This is a genomic window from Streptomyces sp. AB3(2024), assembly GCF_041862025.1.
In the GTDB taxonomy this organism is placed as follows: Bacteria; Actinomycetota; Actinomycetes; order Streptomycetales; family Streptomycetaceae; genus Streptomyces.
In genome coordinates this window covers 1-17027 of record NZ_JBGWAB010000001.1, presented here as the reverse complement: position 1 = coordinate 17027, position 17027 = coordinate 1, and the positions used below count along the sequence as shown (strand labels likewise).

Genomic DNA, 17027 nt, shown 5'->3' with positions numbered 1-17027 from the left:
ACGGCGCGGCCATACAGGAAGCGGCAACAGCACCGAAGAAGAGCAAGCGTAAGAAGGTGCTCTCGCTACTTGACGCGCTCGCACAGCAGTTGGACAACGAGAAGTTCGTTCTCTGTCTGACGCCGAAGAAGTAATCAGCGGTACCGTCAGAACTGCTCCATCGTAAGGCGGTTGCACCCGGAGTACGTCCGGAAGGGCCGGGGCGCGACCGCCGGCGTCCGGGAGCAGGACGTGTCCGGAAAACACGGACTTGATTGACCGGCCGGGAGCTCTTGCCCTGGAGTGCGCTCCAGCTCCTAGAGTGCGGGCGCATGACCATGCGATACCGAAATCTGGGCGGGACCGGCATCGAGGTGAGCGCGCACTGCCTCGGAACGATGATGTTCGGGGCAGTGGGGAACCCTGATCACGAGGAGTGCGGGCGGATCATCCATGCCGCGCTCGACCTGGGCATCAACTTCGTCGACACCGCGGACATGTACTCCGCCGGAGAGTCCGAGGTGATCGTCGGCAAGGCGCTCAAGGGGCGGCGCGACGACGTCGTGCTCGCCACGAAGGTCCACTTCCAGATGGGAGAGGGACGCAACCGCAGCGGTAATTCGCGGCGTTGGATCGTCCGGGCCGTGGAGGACAGTCTGCGGCGGCTGGACACCGACTGGATCGACCTCTACCAGGTGCACCGCCCGGACCACACGACCGATGTCGAGGAGACGCTGTCAGCCCTCGGCGACCTCGTCACGGCGGGGAAGATCCGCTCCTTCGGGTGTTCGACCTTCCCCGCCGAGGAGCTGGTCGAGGCCCATCACGTCGCCGAGCGGCGGGCGCTGCACCGCTTCCGGACCGAGCAGCCGCCGTATTCGATCCTGGCGCGGGGGATCGAGGCCGACGTCCTGCCGGTCGCCCGCCGCTACGGGATGGGCGTGCTGACCTGGAGTCCGCTGGCCTCGGGCTTCCTGAGCGGGAAGCAACGGCTCGGCCGGCCCGTCGACCTGACCTCGGGGCGGGCGGCGCTGAACCCGGCGCGCTTCGATCCGGCGATTCCCGGCAACGTCGCCAAGCTGGAGGCCGTGGAGCAGCTCGTCGCGCTGGCCGAGGAGACCGGCTGCACCCTGCCGGAGCTGGCGGTCGCCTTCCCCGTCGCGCACCCCGCGGTCACCTCGGTGATCATCGGCCCGCGGACCATGGAACAGATGGAGTCCCTGGTCAAGGGGGCCGGTCTGGTGCTCGACGACGCGGTGCTGGACCGGATCGACGAGATCGTCGCACCGGGCGTGAACCTCTACCACCCGGACGGTGTCTGGCGCGCTCCGGCCCTGACGGACGCCTCTCAGCGGCGACGGGCGCTGCACGACCGGGCCGCGGGGTAGCCGGGCGCGCCCGCCGTCGGACACCCGTTGCCGGGCACCTGGCATCCGGCGCGTGGTTTCACGTGAAACATCGGCGGGTGCGGTCCCCGGAGCCGGTCTACTCCGGCTCGTGCTCGGGGCCGCCGAAGTCGGGGCTGGTGAAGTCCGGCGGCGTGTAGCCGGGCCGGGGGCCCTGTGAGCGTGGTCCCGGGCTGGTGAAGTCGGGCCGGGTGTATCCGAGATTGGGGATGCGCCCGGCCCCCGGCGTGCGGGGCACGGGGTAGCCGGTCCCGGCACTGGGGTCGGCGAGCGCGTCGCGCAGGAAGGGCATGATGCCCCGCTCCAGCAGTGCGTTGCGCCAGGCCTCGCGGGCCCGGGAGAGCTCGTCGGGTATCGGCACGGCCTCCTCGGCCGCCACCTCCGTCGAGCTGTTGCGTATCGCCGTCACGAGGAGCCCGATGACCGCGAAGAGCAGGGCGGCCACGGTCAGCCCGCCGAAGAGCCAGCCCGCCGTCAACATCGTCCTGGCGAAGGCCGGTTCGGGATCGATCATCTTCAGGCTGTAGCCCACCAGCAGGAAGATCAGCATGGCGGTGCCCGCCAGGACGGGCGCGAGGACGGCGATCACGGCGCTCGCGCCGGCCCCGTCCCCCTGGTCGGTGTCGTCCTCGATGCTGCTCACGGAGGCGGTCAGGGCCTCTTCGCGCAGTTCCTCGCGGATCTTGACGTAGTGGTCGTACTCGGCGGCGGCGGCCGCGGTGAGCAGCGCGCTGGCGCTCAGCGCCATCGTGCGCAACTGTTCGGCGTTCAGACGTTCGCCGAGAGTGGCGAGTTCGGGCCGTTCGTCCGCCGTGCGCAGCGCCTCGTCGAGGAGCCGGTCGAACTCGGGTCGGTCTTCGGTCAGCAGGTGCGGAGCGCTGGTCATGTGCATCCCCCTGTGCTCCGTACAAGCCGGTATGCCCGCGTAGACCCGGGCGCCGGCACAAACGGAGGAGAGCCTGCTACGGATAGAGCGATGGTAGAGCGCCCCTGCCACGCGGTGACAGGGGCTTTGCTGAAATACCCCGCTCCGAGAACGCTCAGTCGCTCAGAGGTAGTTGAACGACGAGCAGCTTGCCCTCCATGGTCACGCCGCCGTCCATCGCGATGGCCAGGCCGTCCGCGTACACGTGCGGCCCGTCGACGGCCTCCGGTCCGTGGGACTCGTCGCCGTCCTCGGTGCCCACCTCGCCGAGCAGGTAGGGGATCGGGCTGTGGCCGTGGACGACGCGTCCGCCGCCGTAGGTGCCGAGGAGTTCCCGTACGGCTCCGGGGCCGGTCTCCTCGTCGCGGAAGGCGAAGCGCTTGGTGAACTTCCTGAAGAGGTCCCACGTGATGTCTGCGTCATGGCGGTTGAGCAGTTCGTGGATGGTGTCGTTGACGTCCTCGATGGAGTCGCCGTAGTCGAGGTAGGCGGTGGTGTCGGAGTGCAGCAGCAGGTGTCCGTCCGCCAGGGTGGCCGCGTCGAGCCGGGACATCCACTGGAGGTGCACGTCCTCCAGCCGGTCCATGTCGGTGCGCTGGCCGCCGTTGAGGAGCCAGGCGGCCTGGAAGGTGGCGGTGCCCGCGCCGGAGTGGATCGGGGTGTCGCCGAACCGCTTGGCGCCGATGAGCAGGAGTTCGTGGTTGCCCATCAGGGCCTTGCAGTAGCCGCCGGCGGCGGCGGCCTCGGCGGACAGCCGCATGACGAGGTCGATGACGCCGATGCCGTCGGGGCCGCGGTCGGTGAAGTCGCCGAGGAACCAGAGCCGGGCGTTCCCGGCGGACCAGTGGTGGTCGGCGTCGATCAGGTCCTGGGCCCGGAGTTCCGTGACGAGCTCGTCGAGGTAGCCGTGGACGTCGCCGACGACGTACAGGGGACCGGGACCGGCGGCCGGGGCGTCCTGGGGGACGTAGTGGACCTGGACGGTGTCACCGGGCCCGCCGGAGACGGCGCCGCGCCCGATGACGGGCAGGTCGCGCCGCGTGGGCGTGTAGCCGTCGTCCGCGGCGTCCGCGTCGGGGAACTCCGCGTGGGCGGAGGGCCGCTGGTGCGGGACGGCCTGCGTCTCGGGGTAGGCGACGGGGCCGACCGCCGGGGGCCCTGCGGGCTCCGGAGGGTACCCGGGCCGTGGGTCCGCGGGCGTGCCTTCGGCGTAGTACGCGGGGTACTCGCCGTAGACCGGGTTTTCGCCGGGCAGTCCGGCGGACACGGCGTACGGTGCGGGTTCGGAGACCGGCACCCGGAAGTCCCGCAGCGTGTCCGTCCGCATCGCGGGTCCCTGACCGGCCCCCTGAGTCATCGACCCCTCCACCACCGTCGCGCTGCCGTACACCTGCGGACCCTCCTGCCTCCTGGGCGGAGGGTCCGTGATGTCGTGCGCCCATCATAGGAATGCGGCTCGCGCTCTGTGACGCACCAGGGGTGGTGAATCCTGTCCGGAGCCGATCCTTCCTGCTGTTTTCTCCCTATATGGGTGTTGCGGAATCCTCGGCGGGGCCGTCGGCCACGTCGTTGGGGTGGGTGTGGCGGTCAGTCCTGGGCCGGTGAACGGGGCGGGCTGACGGTGGTGCGGGGTGTCCTGCGCTGCGAGGAGGTGCGGATGATCAGCTCGGTCGGGACGACCTGTTCCACGGGGCGTCCGGTGTCGACCCCCTCGATCGCGTCGATCAGCAACTGCACGACGGCGGTGCCGATCCGGCGGGGTTTGAGGGAGAGGGTTGTGATGGGCGGTTCGGTGTTGGCGTAGACGGTGGACTCGCTGCAGCACACGAGGAGCAGGTCCTCGGGCACGCGCAGGCCGTAGCGCCGGGCGGCGGCGAGGAGGTCGGTTCCGTTGGGGTCGAACAGCCCGTAGACGGCGTCCGGCCGGTCGGGCCGGGCGAGGAGGCGGTCGGCGGCTACGGCGCCGGCGCACGGGTCGTGGGCAGGGTAGGACTCGTAGACGGGATCCTGGCCGACGCGTTCGCACCAGTTCAGGTAGGCGGTCGTGGAGAGCCGGGTGTAGGTGTCGGTGGTGGTGCCGGTCAGCAGCCCGATGCGGCGGGCGCCGGCGGCGGCGAGGTGGTCGAGCAGGCCCAGGACGGCGGCCTCGTGGTCGTTGTCGACCCACGCGGTGACGGGGAGGGTACCTGCGGGGCGGCCGTCGGAGACCACGGGAAGGCCCTGGCGGACCAGCTCGCTGACGACCGGGTCGTGGTCGGAGGGGTCGATCACGACGGTGCCGTCGAGGGCCACGTTGGACCAGACGTCGTGTCGTGAGGTGGCGGGGAGGATGACGAGGGCGTAGCCACGGGCCAGCGCGGCGGAGGTGGCGGCCCGTGCCATCTCGGCGAAGTACGCGAATTCGGTGAAGGTGAAAGGTTCATCCCCGTACGTGGTCACGGTCAGGCCGATGAGGCCGGACTTGCCGGTACGGAGGGTTCGGGCCGCCGCGGAAGGGCGGTAGCCCAGCCGGTCGGCGACCTCGCGGACGTGGCGGCGGGTGGCGTCCGGCAGCCGCCCCTTGCCATTGAGCGCGTCGGAGACGGTTGTGATGGAGACGCCCGCCGCGGCGGCCACGTCTCGGATGCCGGCCCGGCCCTGTCGGCCGCCGACCCGCCGGGTGCTCTCGGTCCGGCTCACCTGATGCTTCCCTGCTGCTGTCATGGCGAGCCGATATTAGGGCTCTGAGGGGTGGGCGGTCCGGGTGCATATGCACGCGTTGACAGGCACGTTTCTGCATGGTTCGCCACCCTCAATGACCTTGGAATTGAAGGTTTTTGGTGGCTCAAGGTGATGGTGAGGCTTGTCGGCGGGTAGGAGCATGCCAAAACGGAGCTGCTTCCGGCCGCTCTCAACTCACCTGCACGAGGGACGCGCGCCACGGCGCGGGCCACCGGCGCGCGCATATATGCGCGCGCTCCCCCAGTGTTCCTGGCGCCCGCCATTCTCGGATCGGCGGAATCCTCATAAGGTGAGCAGTATTGAGTCGACGGAGAGGTCGGCGGGACGGTCGAGGAGGACCTGCGGTGAGCGAGAAGAGCCCGAAGCTGCGCGCCGAGCTGGACGGCATTCCCACCTACAAGCCCGGCAAGCCCGCGGCCGGGGGCGGGGCCGTCGCGTTCAAGCTGTCCTCGAACGAGAACCCGTATCCGCCCCTGCCGGGGGTGCTGGAGAGCGCGGTCGCCGCCGCGGGCCGGTTCAACCGCTACCCCGACATGGCGTGCACCGGTCTGGTGAACGAGCTGGCGGAGCGCTTCGGGGTGCCGGTCGAGCACATCGCCACGGGCACCGGCTCCGTGGGCGTGGCCCAGTCGCTGATCCAGTCGACGGCCGGCCCCGGCGACGAGGTCATCTACGCCTGGCGGTCCTTCGAGGCGTACCCGATCATCACGCAGATCTCGGGCGCGACGTCCGTACAGGTCCCGCTGACCGACGGCGACGTGCACGACCTGGACGCGATGGCCGCGGCGATCACCGACCGGACCCGGCTGATTTTCGTCTGCAACCCCAACAACCCCACCGGTACCGCGGTGCGCCGTGCCGAGCTGGAGCGGTTCCTGGACCGGGTTCCCTCGGACGTCCTGGTGGTGCTGGACGAGGCGTACCGCGAGTTCGTGCGCGACACCGATGTTCCGGACGGCATCGAGCTCTACCGCGACCGCCCCAACGTCGCCGTGCTGCGCACGTTCTCCAAGGCGTACGGCCTCGCCGGGCTGCGCGTCGGCTTCGCGGTGGCGCACGAGCCGGTGGCCGCCGCGCTGCGCAAGACGGCGGTGCCCTTCGGCGTGAGCCAGCTCGCGCAGGACGCGGCCGTGGCCTCGCTGCGGGCGGAGGACGAGCTGATGGGCCGGGTCGGGTCTCTGGTGGGCGAGCGCGCGCGGGTTCACGCCACGCTGCTGGCCCAGGGCTGGACGGTCGTCCCGGACACGCAGGCCAACTTCGTGTGGATGCGGCTGGGGGAGCGGACGACGGAGTTCGCGGCGGCCTGCGAGAAGGCCGGTGTGGTGGTCCGGCCCTTCGCGGGCGAGGGCCTGCGGGTCACGATCGGTGAGACCGAGGCGAACGACCTCTTCCTGCACACGGCGGCGGCGTTCTTCAAGGAGCTGTAAGGAACGGCGGGAGCGGTGGGGGACCTCGGGGAGCCGGGGTCCTCAGACCAGTTCCACGCGGATGGGGTCGCCGTCGCGGATGGTGGCCAGGAGGCGGGGGTCGCCGTCGAACGAGCCGAGCACGTTGCAGGGGCTCGCCAGGCGGCTCTCGTCTCCGCGCGATATGGGCGTGGGGCCGTAAGGGAGCGCGAGTGCGTCGCCCTCGGTCCAGAACGCGACCGTGCCGGGCTCGACGACCTGCCGGGCGTCGTCCTCCAGGGCCACGGAGACGCCGGTGTCGAAGTAGACCTCTTCGCCCCAGGTGTTCGCGGAGGCCGAAATCGGCAGGGCCGCGGCCAGCGCCTTGCTGGTCGGGGTGTCGTCGAGGGTGGCGGTGAGCAGGCCCGCAGGCCATGAGATTCGAATCTGCATGGCCACATTCAACAATCTGTTGAATTTTCTGGCTAGAGGGACCCCGGCTGAAAGCCGTCGAAACGGGTGCGCCATAATGCTTGTGAATGTGAACGCGTTCACAAGCGTGTCCTGCTTCCTCCCGTTATAGGAGGAACCCGCCAGGCAGACTGCCCGCTGTGACCACGGCGACGACAAGGAGAAGACGACGTGGACCTAGCTTTGGCGCCTGAAACATTGGCGCGCTGGCAGTTCGGCATCACCACCGTCTACCACTTCCTCTTCGTTCCGCTCACGATCTCGCTGGCCGCGCTCACCGCCGGCCTGCAGACCGCCTGGGTGCGCACGGAGAAGGAGAAGTACCTCAGGGCCACGAAGTTCTGGGGCAAGCTTTTCTTGATCAATATCGCGATGGGTGTCGTCACCGGCATCGTCCAGGAGTTCCAGTTCGGCATGAACTGGTCCGACTACTCGCGATTCGTCGGCGACATCTTCGGCGCGCCGCTGGCCTTCGAGGCGCTGATCGCCTTCTTCTTCGAGTCGACCTTCATCGGCTTGTGGATCTTCGGCTGGGACAAGCTGCCGAAGAAGATCCACCTGGCCTGCATCTGGATGGTCTCCATCGGCACGGTCCTGTCCGCCTACTTCATCCTGGCGGCCAATTCCTGGATGCAGCACCCGGTCGGGTACCGCATCAACGAGGAGCGGGGCCGGGCGGAGCTCACGGACTTCTGGAAGGTCCTCACGCAGGACACCGCGCTCACCCAGTTCTTTCACACCATCACGGCCGCCTTCCTGGTCGGTGGCGCGTTCATGGTCGGCATCGCCGCCTTCCATCTCGCGCGCAAGAAGCACATCCCCGTGATGCGCAGCTCGCTGAGGCTCGGCCTGGTCGTCATGATCATCGCTGGTCTCGGCACGGCCATCAGCGGCGACATGCTCGGCAAGGTCATGTTCAAGCAGCAGCCCATGAAGATGGCAGCCGCCGAAGCCCTCTGGGACGGCGAGGCCCCCGCCCCCTTCTCCGTCTTCGCCTACGGCGACGTCGAGAAGGGCCACAACAAGGTGGCCATAGAGATCCCGGGCCTGCTGTCCTTCCTCGCCAACAACGACTTCACCTCCTTCGTCCCGGGCATCAACGACGTCAACAAGTCCGAGCAGGAGAAGTACGGCCCCGGCGACTACCGGCCCAACATCCCCGTCGCCTACTGGAGCTTCCGCTGGATGATCGGCTTCGGCATGGCCTCCCTCGGGATCGGCATGCTGGGGCTGTGGCTGACCCGCAAGCGCTTCCTGCTGCCGCAGGCCCTGCGCACCGGTGAGGACGAGGTGCCCCATCTCGTCCTCTTCAAGAAGGCGCTCAGCCCCCGGTGGGCCCGGATGTACTGGCTCGTCGCGCTCTGGACCATGTGCTTCCCGCTCATCGCCAACTCCTGGGGCTGGATCTTCACCGAGATGGGCCGGCAGCCCTGGGTGGTCTACGGCGTCCTGCGCACCCGTGACGCGGTCTCGCCGGGCGTTTCCCAGGGCGAGGTGCTCACCTCGATGATCGGCTTCACCCTGCTCTACGCCGTGCTCGCGGTGATCGAGGTCAGGCTCCTCGTGAAATACGTCAAGGCCGGTCCCCCGGAACTCACCGAGGACGACCTCAACCCGCCCACCAGGATCGGCGGGGACGACAAGAACCCCGACCGGCCGATGGCCTTCTCGTACTGAGGCTGAGGAGACCACACCATGGAACTTCACGACGTCTGGTTCGTACTGATCGCCGTCCTGTGGACCGGCTACTTCTTCCTGGAGGGCTTCGACTTCGGAATCGGTGTCCTGACCAAGCTGCTCGCACGCGACCGCAAGGAGCGGCGGGTCCTGATCAACACGATCGGACCCGTCTGGGACGGCAACGAGGTCTGGCTGCTCACGGCGGGCGGCGCCACCTTCGCCGCCTTCCCGGAGTGGTACGCCACCCTCTTCTCCGGCTTCTACCTGCCCCTGCTGCTCATCCTGATCTGCCTCATCATCCGGGGTGTCTCCTTCGAGTACCGCCACAAGCGGCCCGAGGAAAGGTGGCAGACCAACTGGGAACACGCGATCTTCTGGACCTCGCTGATCCCCGCGTTCCTGTGGGGCGTGGCCTTCGCCAACATGGTGCGCGGAGTGAAGATCGACCAGGACATGGAGTACGTCGGCAGCCTCTTCGACCTGCTCAACGTCTACTCGATCCTCGGCGGTCTGGTCACCCTCACCCTCTTCACCTTCCACGGAGCGGTCTTCGCCTCGCTGAAGACCCTCGGGGACATCCGGGACCGCTCGCGTGCGCTGGCGACCCGGCTGGGCGTGGTGACGGCCGTGCTGGCCCTCGTCTTCCTGACCTGGACCCAGGTCTCGCGCGGTGACGGCTGGAGCCTGATCGCCATGGCCGTCGCCGTGGTGGCGCTGGTCGCGGCCCTCGGCTGCAACCTGGCCGGCCGGGAGGGCTGGTCGTTCGCCCTGTCGGGGATCACCATCGCGGCGGCCGTCGCGATGCTCTTCCTGGCGCTGTTCCCGAACGTCATGCCGTCCTCGCTGAACGACGCCTGGAGCCTCACGGTCACCAACGCCTCGTCCACCCCGTACACGCTGAAGATCATGACTTGGTGCGCGGGCATCACCGCCCCGCTCGTCATGCTCTACCAGGGCTGGACCTACTGGGTGTTCCGCAAGCGCATCGGTACGCAGCACATCGCCGACGCGCACTGACCCCGCGCCCGGTTCCCGGGCCGCCCGTATCCGACGGACGGCTCGGGGGACCGGTTCCTGCCTGACCCTGCCGAGGGGATGTTTCACGTGAAACCGATCGACCCGCGCCTGCTGCGGTACGCCCGCTCCACCCGCCTCTTCCTCGGGGCGGTGGTCGCCCTGGGGCTCGCCGGGGCCGGGCTGGTGGTCGGTCAGGCGATGCTCATCGCCGAGATCGTGGTCGGCGCCTTCGAGGAGGGGCTCGACGGAGGGGCGCTGCGGACGCCCCTGCTGCTGCTCGCGGCGGTGGCGCTGGGACGCGGGCTGGTCGCCTGGCTCACGGAGCTCGCCGCGCACCGGGCCAGTGCGGCGGTCAAGTCGGAGCTGCGGGGCCGGCTGCTGGAACGGGCCGCGGACCTCGGGCCGGGGCGGCTCGACGGTCACCGGACGGGTTCGCTGGTGGCGCTGGCCACCCGGGGCGTGGACGCGCTCGACGACTACTTCTCCCGCTACCTGCCCCAGCTGGGGCTCGCGGTGGTGGTCCCGGTGGCGGTCCTCGCCCGGATCGTCACCGAGGACTGGGTGTCGGCGGCCATCATCGTGGTCACCCTGCCGCTGATCCCGCTGTTCATGATCCTGATCGGTATGGCCACGCAGAGCCGGATGGACCGCCAGTGGCGGCTGCTGTCCCGGCTCTCGGGGCACTTCCTGGACGTCGTGTCGGGGCTCCCGACGCTCAAGGTCTTCGGCCGGGCCAAGGCGCAGGCCGAGTCGATCCGCTCGATCACCGACGACTACCGCCGGGCCACGATGCGCACGCTGCGCATCGCCTTCCTCTCCTCGTTCGCGCTGGAGCTGCTCGCCACGCTTTCGGTCGCGCTGGTCGCGGTCACCATCGGCATGCGGCTCGTGCACGGGGAGCTCGACCTGTACACCGGTCTGGTGATCCTGATCCTGGCGCCGGAGGCGTACCTGCCGCTGCGGCAGGTCGGGGCGCAGTACCACGCGGCCGCCGAGGGGCTGGCCGCCGCGGAGCAGATCTTCGAGGTGCTGGAGACCCCCGCCCCCGCGCCGGGCGGCGGGGCGCCGGTGCCCGCCGACGGACTGCGGATCGAGTTCGACGCGGTCGAGGTCCGCTACGAGGGGCGGAGCGCGAGCTCGCCCGGACCGGTGTCGTTCGCCGTCGCGCCGGGCGAGTGCGTGGCCCTCACCGGGCCCAGCGGGGCGGGCAAGTCCACCCTGCTCCATGTGCTGTTGGGCTTCGTGACGCCGACCGGCGGGCGGGTCCGGATCGGGGACGCGGACCTGGGCGCGCTCTCCCTGGAGCAGTGGCGGGAGCGGGTGGCCTGGGTGCCGCAGCGCCCGCACCTGTTCGCGGGGACGATCGCCGAGAACGTACGGCTGGCCCGCCCCGGGGCGTCCGACGAGGCCGTCGAGGCCGCGCTGCGCGACGCCGGGGCGTGGGAGTTCGTGTCGGCCCTGCCGGGCGGGGCGCGGACCCCGCTCGGTGAGGGCGGGGTGGGCCTGTCCGCCGGCCAGCGCCAGCGACTGGCCCTGGCCCGGGCGTTCCTCGCGGACCGGCCGGTGCTGCTGCTGGACGAACCGACGGCCGCCCTGGACGGTGGGACCGAGGCCGCCGTGGTGGAGGCCGTACGCCGTCTCGCGGTCGGCCGGACCGTGTTGCTGGTGGTGCACCGGCCGGCGTTGCTGGCCGTGGCCGACCGGGTGGTGCGGGTGGGCGAGGGAGCTCCGGTCCTGCCCGCGGACCGGGTCCCGGCGGTCGTGAGCGCCCCGCGGGGTCCGGTGGCGGCCGATCCCGGGGAGTGGATCCTGGGTGCGGCGTCCGAGGGGGACGCGGTCGCCGGGGGTGGCGACACCGGCGGCGGTGACCCGCTGCGCCGGGTGCGGGCGGTGGCGTCGGCGTGGCAGGGCCGCTTCCGGCGAGGGCTGCTGCTGGGTGCGCTGGCCGTCGGCTGCAGCGTCGGCCTGATGGCCGTGTCCGGGTGGCTGATCTCCCGGGCCTCGCAGCAGCCGCCGGTGATGTACCTGATGGTGGCCGTCACGGCAACGCGTGCCTTCGGTATCGGGCGGGCCGTCTTCCGCTACGCCGAGCGGCTCGTGTCGCACGACGCCGTGCTGCGGATGCTCGCGGATCTGCGGGTCGCGGTGTACCGCCGGCTGGAGCGGATCGCGCCCGCCGGACTGCGGGAGCAGCGACGCGGGGACCTGCTGTCGCGGCTGGTCGCGGACGCCGACGCCCTGCAGGACTACTGGCTGCGCTGGCTGCTGCCGGTCGGCACCGCGGTACTGGTCGGCACCGGGTCGGTGGCGTTCACCGCCTGGCTGCTGCCCGAGGCCGGGGCCGTGCTCGCGGTCGGGCTGTTCCTGGCCGGCGTGGTGGTGCCGCTGGTCAGCGGGGCCTGCTCGCGGGCCGCGGAGCGGCGGCTGGCACCCGCGCGGGGCGAGCTCGCCACCCGGGTGGCCGACCTGCTGACCGGGACCGCCGAGCTCACCGTCGCCGGAGCCCTGGCCGACCGGAAGGGGCGGGCGCGGGAGAGTGACGGCGTGTTGACCCGGATCGCCTCCCGCGGGGCCGCCGCCACCGGACTCGGCAGCGGGCTGTCAGCGCTGGTGTGCGGGCTCACGGTGGTGTGCGCGGCCCTCGCGGGCGCGGGGGCCGTCGCCTCGGGACGGCTGTCCGCAGTGGCCATGGCGGTGGTGGTGCTCACCCCGCTCGCCGCCTTCGAGGCGGTCAGCGGGCTGCCGCTGGCGGTCCAGTACCGCCAGCGGGTGCGCCGTAGCGCGGAGCGGGTCTACGAGGTCATCGACGCGCCCGTGCCGGTCACGGAGCCCGCGGAGCCGGCCGAGCCGGCTGCCTCGCCCTTCCCGCTGCGGCTGACCGGGCTGGCCGCCCGTCACCCGGGCCAGGAGCGGGACGCGCTGCACGGGCTGGACCTGACCCTGGAAGCGGGGCGGCGCATCGCGGTCGTCGGGCCCTCGGGCTCGGGCAAGACCACCCTGGCCCAGCTCCTGCTGCGGTTCCTGGACCAGCGCGAGGGCGGGTACACCCTGGGCGGTGTCGACGCGCGCACCCTGGACGGCGACGACGTACGCCGCTTCGTGGGCCTGTGCGCCCAGGACGCGCACCTCTTCGACAGCTCGGTCCGCGAGAACCTGCGCCTGGCCCGGACCGGGGCGAGCGAGGAGGAACTGCGCGAGGCCCTCGCCGCGGCCCGGCTGCTGGAGTGGGCGGACGGGCTGCCGGACGGGCTGGACACCCTGGTCGGCGAGCACGGGGAGCGGATCTCCGGGGGACAGCGCCAGCGGCTGGCCCTGGCGCGGGCGCTGCTGGCGGACTTCCCGGTGCTGGTGCTGGACGAGCCGGCCGAACACCTGGACCTGGCGACCGCGGACGCCCTGACGTCGGATCTGCTGGCGGCGACCGAGGGCCGGACCACTGTGCTGATCACGCACCGGCTGGCCGGGCTGGAGGCGGTGGACGAGGTCCTCGTTCTCGACCGGGGAACAGTCGTCCAGCGGGGTGCCTACGCCGAGCTGGCGGCGGTCGAGGGTCCGCTGCGCGGGCTCCTGGAACGGGAACGGGAGGCGGACGGGGCGCTGGCCGAGTTTCACCTTGCTGACTTTCCCTCCTAAACGGGACTAACTACTCTCAAGGGCATGTCAGCGCAGGAGTCTCAGGAACCACCGGACCCGACACGGGGAACGCCGGACCCGTTGGAGGCCGCCACCCGGGCCACCCGGAGTCTGCAGGGGCTGTCCACCGAGCTGACCGCCCGGGTCCCCCAACTCCTGGAGGCCATGCGCTCGGTCGGTACCGGGCTCGAACTGCACTCCACGCTCGACCGCATCTGTGAGACGGCCGCCGAGCTCGCCGACGCCCGCTACGCGGCGATCGGCGTCGTCGACGTCGAGGGCCGTGGTCTTTCGGACTTCGTCACCTACGGCGTCAGCGCCGAGCTGGCGCGGACGATCGGGAACCGTCCGGACGGGCAGCGGGGGCTGCTCGGTGCGCTGATCTCCCACCCGGACACGGTGCGCCTCGCCGATCTGACGAAGGATCCGAGGTCGGCGGGGTTCCCCGCACACCACCCGCCCATGAAGACCTTCCTCGGGGTGCCCATCCGGGTCCAGGGCGAGATCTTCGGCAACCTCTACCTCGCCGAGAAGAACGGCGGCGGCGAGTTCACCGACTACGACGTCCACATGGTCCGGGTGCTGGCCACCGAGGCGGGCATCGCCATCGGCAACGCCCGGCTGTACGAGGCCGCCACCCAGCGCGAGCGGTGGATCGACGGGTCGGTGGCCGTCACCACCGCCCTGCTGTCGGGCGGGGACGCGGACGACGCCCTCGCGGTGGTGGCCGAACAGGCCCGCCGACTGGCCGACTCCGCCGCGGGGATCGTGATGCTGCCCGCGGAGGAGGGCGGGATGGAGATCGTGGCCGTCTCCGCCGAGAACCCGGCCACCTCGCTCGGCGTGGTCATCCCGGCGGAGAGCCCGGTGGTGGACAGGCTGCTGCGCGGTGAGCCCGTGTTCGTGGAGGACGCCGCCGGCGACCCGCGCATGATCAGTCGGTTCACCAGCCAGTACGGGCCCTGCATGATGCTCCCCCTGCACAGCGGTGGCCGGGTCCTGGGCGCCCTGGTCACCCCCAGGGCCCGCGGCAAGAGACCGTTCACCGAGGCCGAACGGACCCTGGCCACGCAGTTCGCCTCGCAGGCCGCGCTCGCGCTGATGATGGCCGAGGCGCAGCGCGACCGGGAGCGGCTCGCGGTGTTCGAGGACCGCGACCGGATCGCCCGCGACCTGCACGATCTGGTCATCCAGCGGTTGTTCGCCACGGGGATGATGCTGGAGGGGGCCCAGCGGCGGTCCATCGTTCCGGAGGTCCGTGACGGGGTGGGCAAGGCCGTGGACGAGCTGGACGTGACGATCCAGGAGATCCGGACCGCGATCTTCGCGCTCCAGCAGGGTCCGGCGGAGGCCCCCTCAGGGCTGCGCACCCGGGTACTGAGGGAGATCAACATGGCTGCCGTGCCGCTGGGCTTCAAGCCGGCGCACCGGTTCCTGGGCCCGATCGACGCGGTCGTCGGCGAACTGGTCGGCAAGAACCTGATCGCGGCCCTGCGCGAGGCCCTGTCGAACGCCTTCCGGCACGCGGAGGCCTCCCGCATCGAGGTGGTGCTCGATTCCACCGTCACCCTGGACGACGGCCGGCCCGGAGTGCGCCTGGAGGTCGCGGACGACGGGGTGGGCATCGCGGAGGGCGGACGGCGCAGCGGCCTGCGCAACCTGCGCCGCAGGGCCGAGTCGCTGGGGGGCACCAGCTTCTACGGGCCCGGCATCGGCGAGGACGGCGGCGGGACGACCCTGGTGTGGGAGGCCCCGCTCTAGTGCTGTGGCCGGAAAGGTTTACCCCGCGGAGCGTTCGGCGAGGATGCGTTCGATGACGACGGCGACCCCGTCCTCGTTGTTGGCGACCGTACGGCCCGACGCGGCCGCGATCACGTCCGGATGGGCGTTGCCCATCGCGTACGAGGTGCCTGCCCAGCGGAGCATCTCCACGTCGTTCGGCATGTCGCCGAACGCGACCACCTCGGCGGGCGAGATACCGCGCTCGGCGCAGCACCGGGCCAGGGTACTGGCCTTGGACACGCCGAGCCCGCTGATCTCCAGCAGGGCGGTCGGGCTGGAGCGGGTGATCGAGGCGTAGGCGCCGGCGGCCGAGCGGGCCAGGGCGAGGAACTCGTCCGGTGCCAGTTCGGCGTGGTGGGCGAGCAGCTTCAGCACGGGCGCCGCCGTGTCCTCGGGCTCCTCGTGCAGCAGCTTCTCGGCGGTGGCGACCGTGGCGCCCGGGCACTCGAAGAACGGCGGATAGGCCGGCTCGTAGTTGATGCCGGTGGTCCGCTCGACCGCGAAGGAGGTATCGGGGGCGGCCTTCCGCAGGGCTTGCACGACCGTCAGTGCGGTGGCCCGGGGCAGCTCCCTGACCTGCACGAACTCCCGGTCGGCGTGGAGATCGACGACGGCCGCGCCGTTCGCGCAGATCGCCAGGCCGTGGCCGTGGACGTGATCGCTGACCACGTCCATCCAGCGGGCCGGGCGGCCGGTGACGAAGAAGACCTCGATCCCGGCCTCCTCGGCGGCGGCGAGCGCGGCGACGGTGCGGTGCGAGACGGATTTGTCGTCGCGCAGCAGGGTTCCGTCGAGGTCGGTGGCGATGAGCCGGGTCACGGGGGTTGGCCCGTCCGGGCGCTGGGGAGCCGAGGTCACCGCTCCATCTTCGCCCATGGTCCCCGGCGCCCAGGCCAGATGGTGCGCAGATGTTTCACGTGAAACACGGCGGCGGGGACCTGGAGTGGCGGGGCGCGTGGTGCGGAATGTGCGGTTGGTGTGGAGGCGCCCGTAGGCTCGAACGCATGAGTCTGCGTCTGAGCACTGTCATCCTCCCGGTCCGTCCTTGGCACGAGGGCGGGCGTGACCAGTGGGAGCGGGCCGAGCGGCTCGGGTTCCGCACCGCTTACACCTATGACCACCTGACCTGGCGGACCTTCCGCGACGGCCCCTGGTACGCGGCCGTACCCACCCTGACCGCTGCCGCCGCCGTCACCGACCGGCTCCGGCTGGGCACGCTGGTGACCTCGCCGAACTTCCGGCACCCGGTGACCCTGGCCAAGGACCTGATGACGCTGGACGACGTCTCGGGCGGGCGCATCACGCTCGGCATCGGAGCGGGCGGCAACGGCTTCGACGCGGTGGCGCTGGGCCAGGAGGAGTGGAGCCCGCGCGAGCGGGCGGACCGCTTCGCCGAATTCGTGCCGCTGCTCGACCGGCTGCTGACGGAGAGCTCCCTGACCCACCACGGCACCTTCTACTCGGCCGTGGAGGCCCGCGCCATCCCCGGCTGCGTGCAGCGCCCGCGGCTGCCGTTCGCCGTGGCCGCGACCGGCCCGCGCGGGGTGAAGCTCGCCGCGAGCCACGGCCAGGCCTGGGTGACGGCCGGTGACCCGAAGGTCTTCGAGGGGACGCCCGAGCAGTCGCTGGAGGCCCTGCGCGGCCAGGTCGGCAAGCTGGAGAAGGCCCTGGCGGAGATCGGGCGCGAGTCCGACACCATCGAGAAGGTCCTGCTGACCGGCTTCACGCCGGAGCGCGGCACCATGCTGGAGTCGGTGGACGCGTTCGTCGACTTCGCGGGCCGTCACCGCGAGCTGGGCTTCACCGAGATCGTCATCCACGCCCCGATCCCGGACTCCGACTTCGCGGCCGACGAGGCCGTCTTCGAGCGGATCGCCACCGAGGCCCTCGCCCAGCTCGACGCCTGACGAGACCCTGCGGCCCGGGGGGGGGGGGGGGGGGGGGGGGGGGGGGGGGGGGGGGGGGGGGGGGGGGGGGGGGGGGGGGGGGGGGGGGGGGGGGGGGGGGGGGGGGGGGGGGGGGGGGGGG

Annotated in this window: 12 protein-coding genes; 7 read left to right on the top strand and 5 right to left on the bottom strand. The window is 71.3% G+C overall.

Annotated elements, in window-relative coordinates; genetic code table 11:
- Positions 1-317 precede the first annotated feature (317 nt).
- A complete protein-coding gene (locus ACEPPI_RS00060; protein ID WP_373913319.1) occupies positions 318-1367 on the top strand; it encodes an aldo/keto reductase in 1050 nt (349 codons plus the stop codon).
- 97 nt (positions 1368-1464) lie between these two features.
- Here the strand turns inward: ACEPPI_RS00060 and ACEPPI_RS00055 are convergent, their stop codons facing one another.
- The 3 genes from ACEPPI_RS00055 to ACEPPI_RS00045 form a co-directional block, all read right to left on the bottom strand.
- On the bottom strand, positions 1465-2277 hold the full coding sequence (locus ACEPPI_RS00055) for a hypothetical protein (protein ID WP_373913182.1): 813 nt from the start codon (positions 2275-2277) through the stop codon (positions 1465-1467).
- A gap of 148 nt (positions 2278-2425) precedes the next feature.
- Positions 2426-3682 carry a metallophosphoesterase gene (locus ACEPPI_RS00050; protein ID WP_373913318.1) on the bottom strand — a complete coding sequence of 419 codons (1257 nt, stop codon included), beginning with the start codon at positions 3680-3682 and terminating at the stop codon, positions 2426-2428.
- Positions 3683-3897: 215 nt separating this feature from the next.
- Positions 3898-5013: a LacI family DNA-binding transcriptional regulator gene (locus tag ACEPPI_RS00045; protein WP_030225284.1), complete on the bottom strand. Its 1116-nt coding sequence runs from the start codon at positions 5011-5013 to the stop codon at positions 3898-3900.
- Between the two features lie 362 nt (positions 5014-5375).
- Here ACEPPI_RS00045 and hisC point away from each other — a divergent pair, with 362 nt between their 5' ends.
- On the top strand, positions 5376-6458 hold the full coding sequence (hisC, locus tag ACEPPI_RS00040; RefSeq protein WP_373913181.1) for a histidinol-phosphate transaminase: 1083 nt from the start codon (positions 5376-5378) through the stop codon (positions 6456-6458).
- Between the two features lie 42 nt (positions 6459-6500).
- Here hisC and ACEPPI_RS00035 read toward each other — a convergent pair whose 3' ends face one another.
- On the bottom strand, positions 6501-6869 hold the full coding sequence (locus ACEPPI_RS00035; protein ID WP_373913180.1) for a cyclophilin-like fold protein: 369 nt from the start codon (positions 6867-6869) through the stop codon (positions 6501-6503).
- 189 nt (positions 6870-7058) lie between these two features.
- Between ACEPPI_RS00035 and ACEPPI_RS00030 the strand changes: the two genes are divergently transcribed.
- From ACEPPI_RS00030 to ACEPPI_RS00015, 4 genes are all read left to right on the top strand, one after another.
- On the top strand, positions 7059-8564 hold the full coding sequence (locus ACEPPI_RS00030) for a cytochrome ubiquinol oxidase subunit I (RefSeq protein WP_373913179.1): 1506 nt from the start codon (positions 7059-7061) through the stop codon (positions 8562-8564).
- A gap of 18 nt (positions 8565-8582) precedes the next feature.
- The gene (cydB, locus tag ACEPPI_RS00025) at positions 8583-9584 is read left to right on the top strand and encodes a cytochrome d ubiquinol oxidase subunit II (protein ID WP_373913178.1); all 1002 of its coding nucleotides are present in this window, start codon (positions 8583-8585) and stop codon (positions 9582-9584) included.
- 87 nt (positions 9585-9671) lie between these two features.
- On the top strand, positions 9672-13217 hold the full coding sequence (cydD, locus tag ACEPPI_RS00020; RefSeq protein WP_373913177.1) for a thiol reductant ABC exporter subunit CydD: 3546 nt from the start codon (positions 9672-9674) through the stop codon (positions 13215-13217).
- 24 nt (positions 13218-13241) lie between these two features.
- Positions 13242-14978, top strand: a complete 1737-nt coding sequence (locus ACEPPI_RS00015; RefSeq protein WP_373913176.1) for a GAF domain-containing sensor histidine kinase — start codon at positions 13242-13244, stop codon at positions 14976-14978.
- 18 nt (positions 14979-14996) lie between these two features.
- Here ACEPPI_RS00015 and ACEPPI_RS00010 read toward each other — a convergent pair whose 3' ends face one another.
- Positions 14997-15875 carry a Cof-type HAD-IIB family hydrolase gene (locus ACEPPI_RS00010; protein ID WP_373913175.1) on the bottom strand — a complete coding sequence of 293 codons (879 nt, stop codon included), beginning with the start codon at positions 15873-15875 and terminating at the stop codon, positions 14997-14999.
- Between the two features lie 128 nt (positions 15876-16003).
- Here ACEPPI_RS00010 and ACEPPI_RS00005 point away from each other — a divergent pair, with 128 nt between their 5' ends.
- Complete coding sequence (locus ACEPPI_RS00005; RefSeq protein ID WP_373913174.1) at positions 16004-16906, top strand: LLM class flavin-dependent oxidoreductase; 903 nt, start codon at positions 16004-16006, stop codon at positions 16904-16906.
- Positions 16907-17027 lie beyond the last annotated feature (121 nt).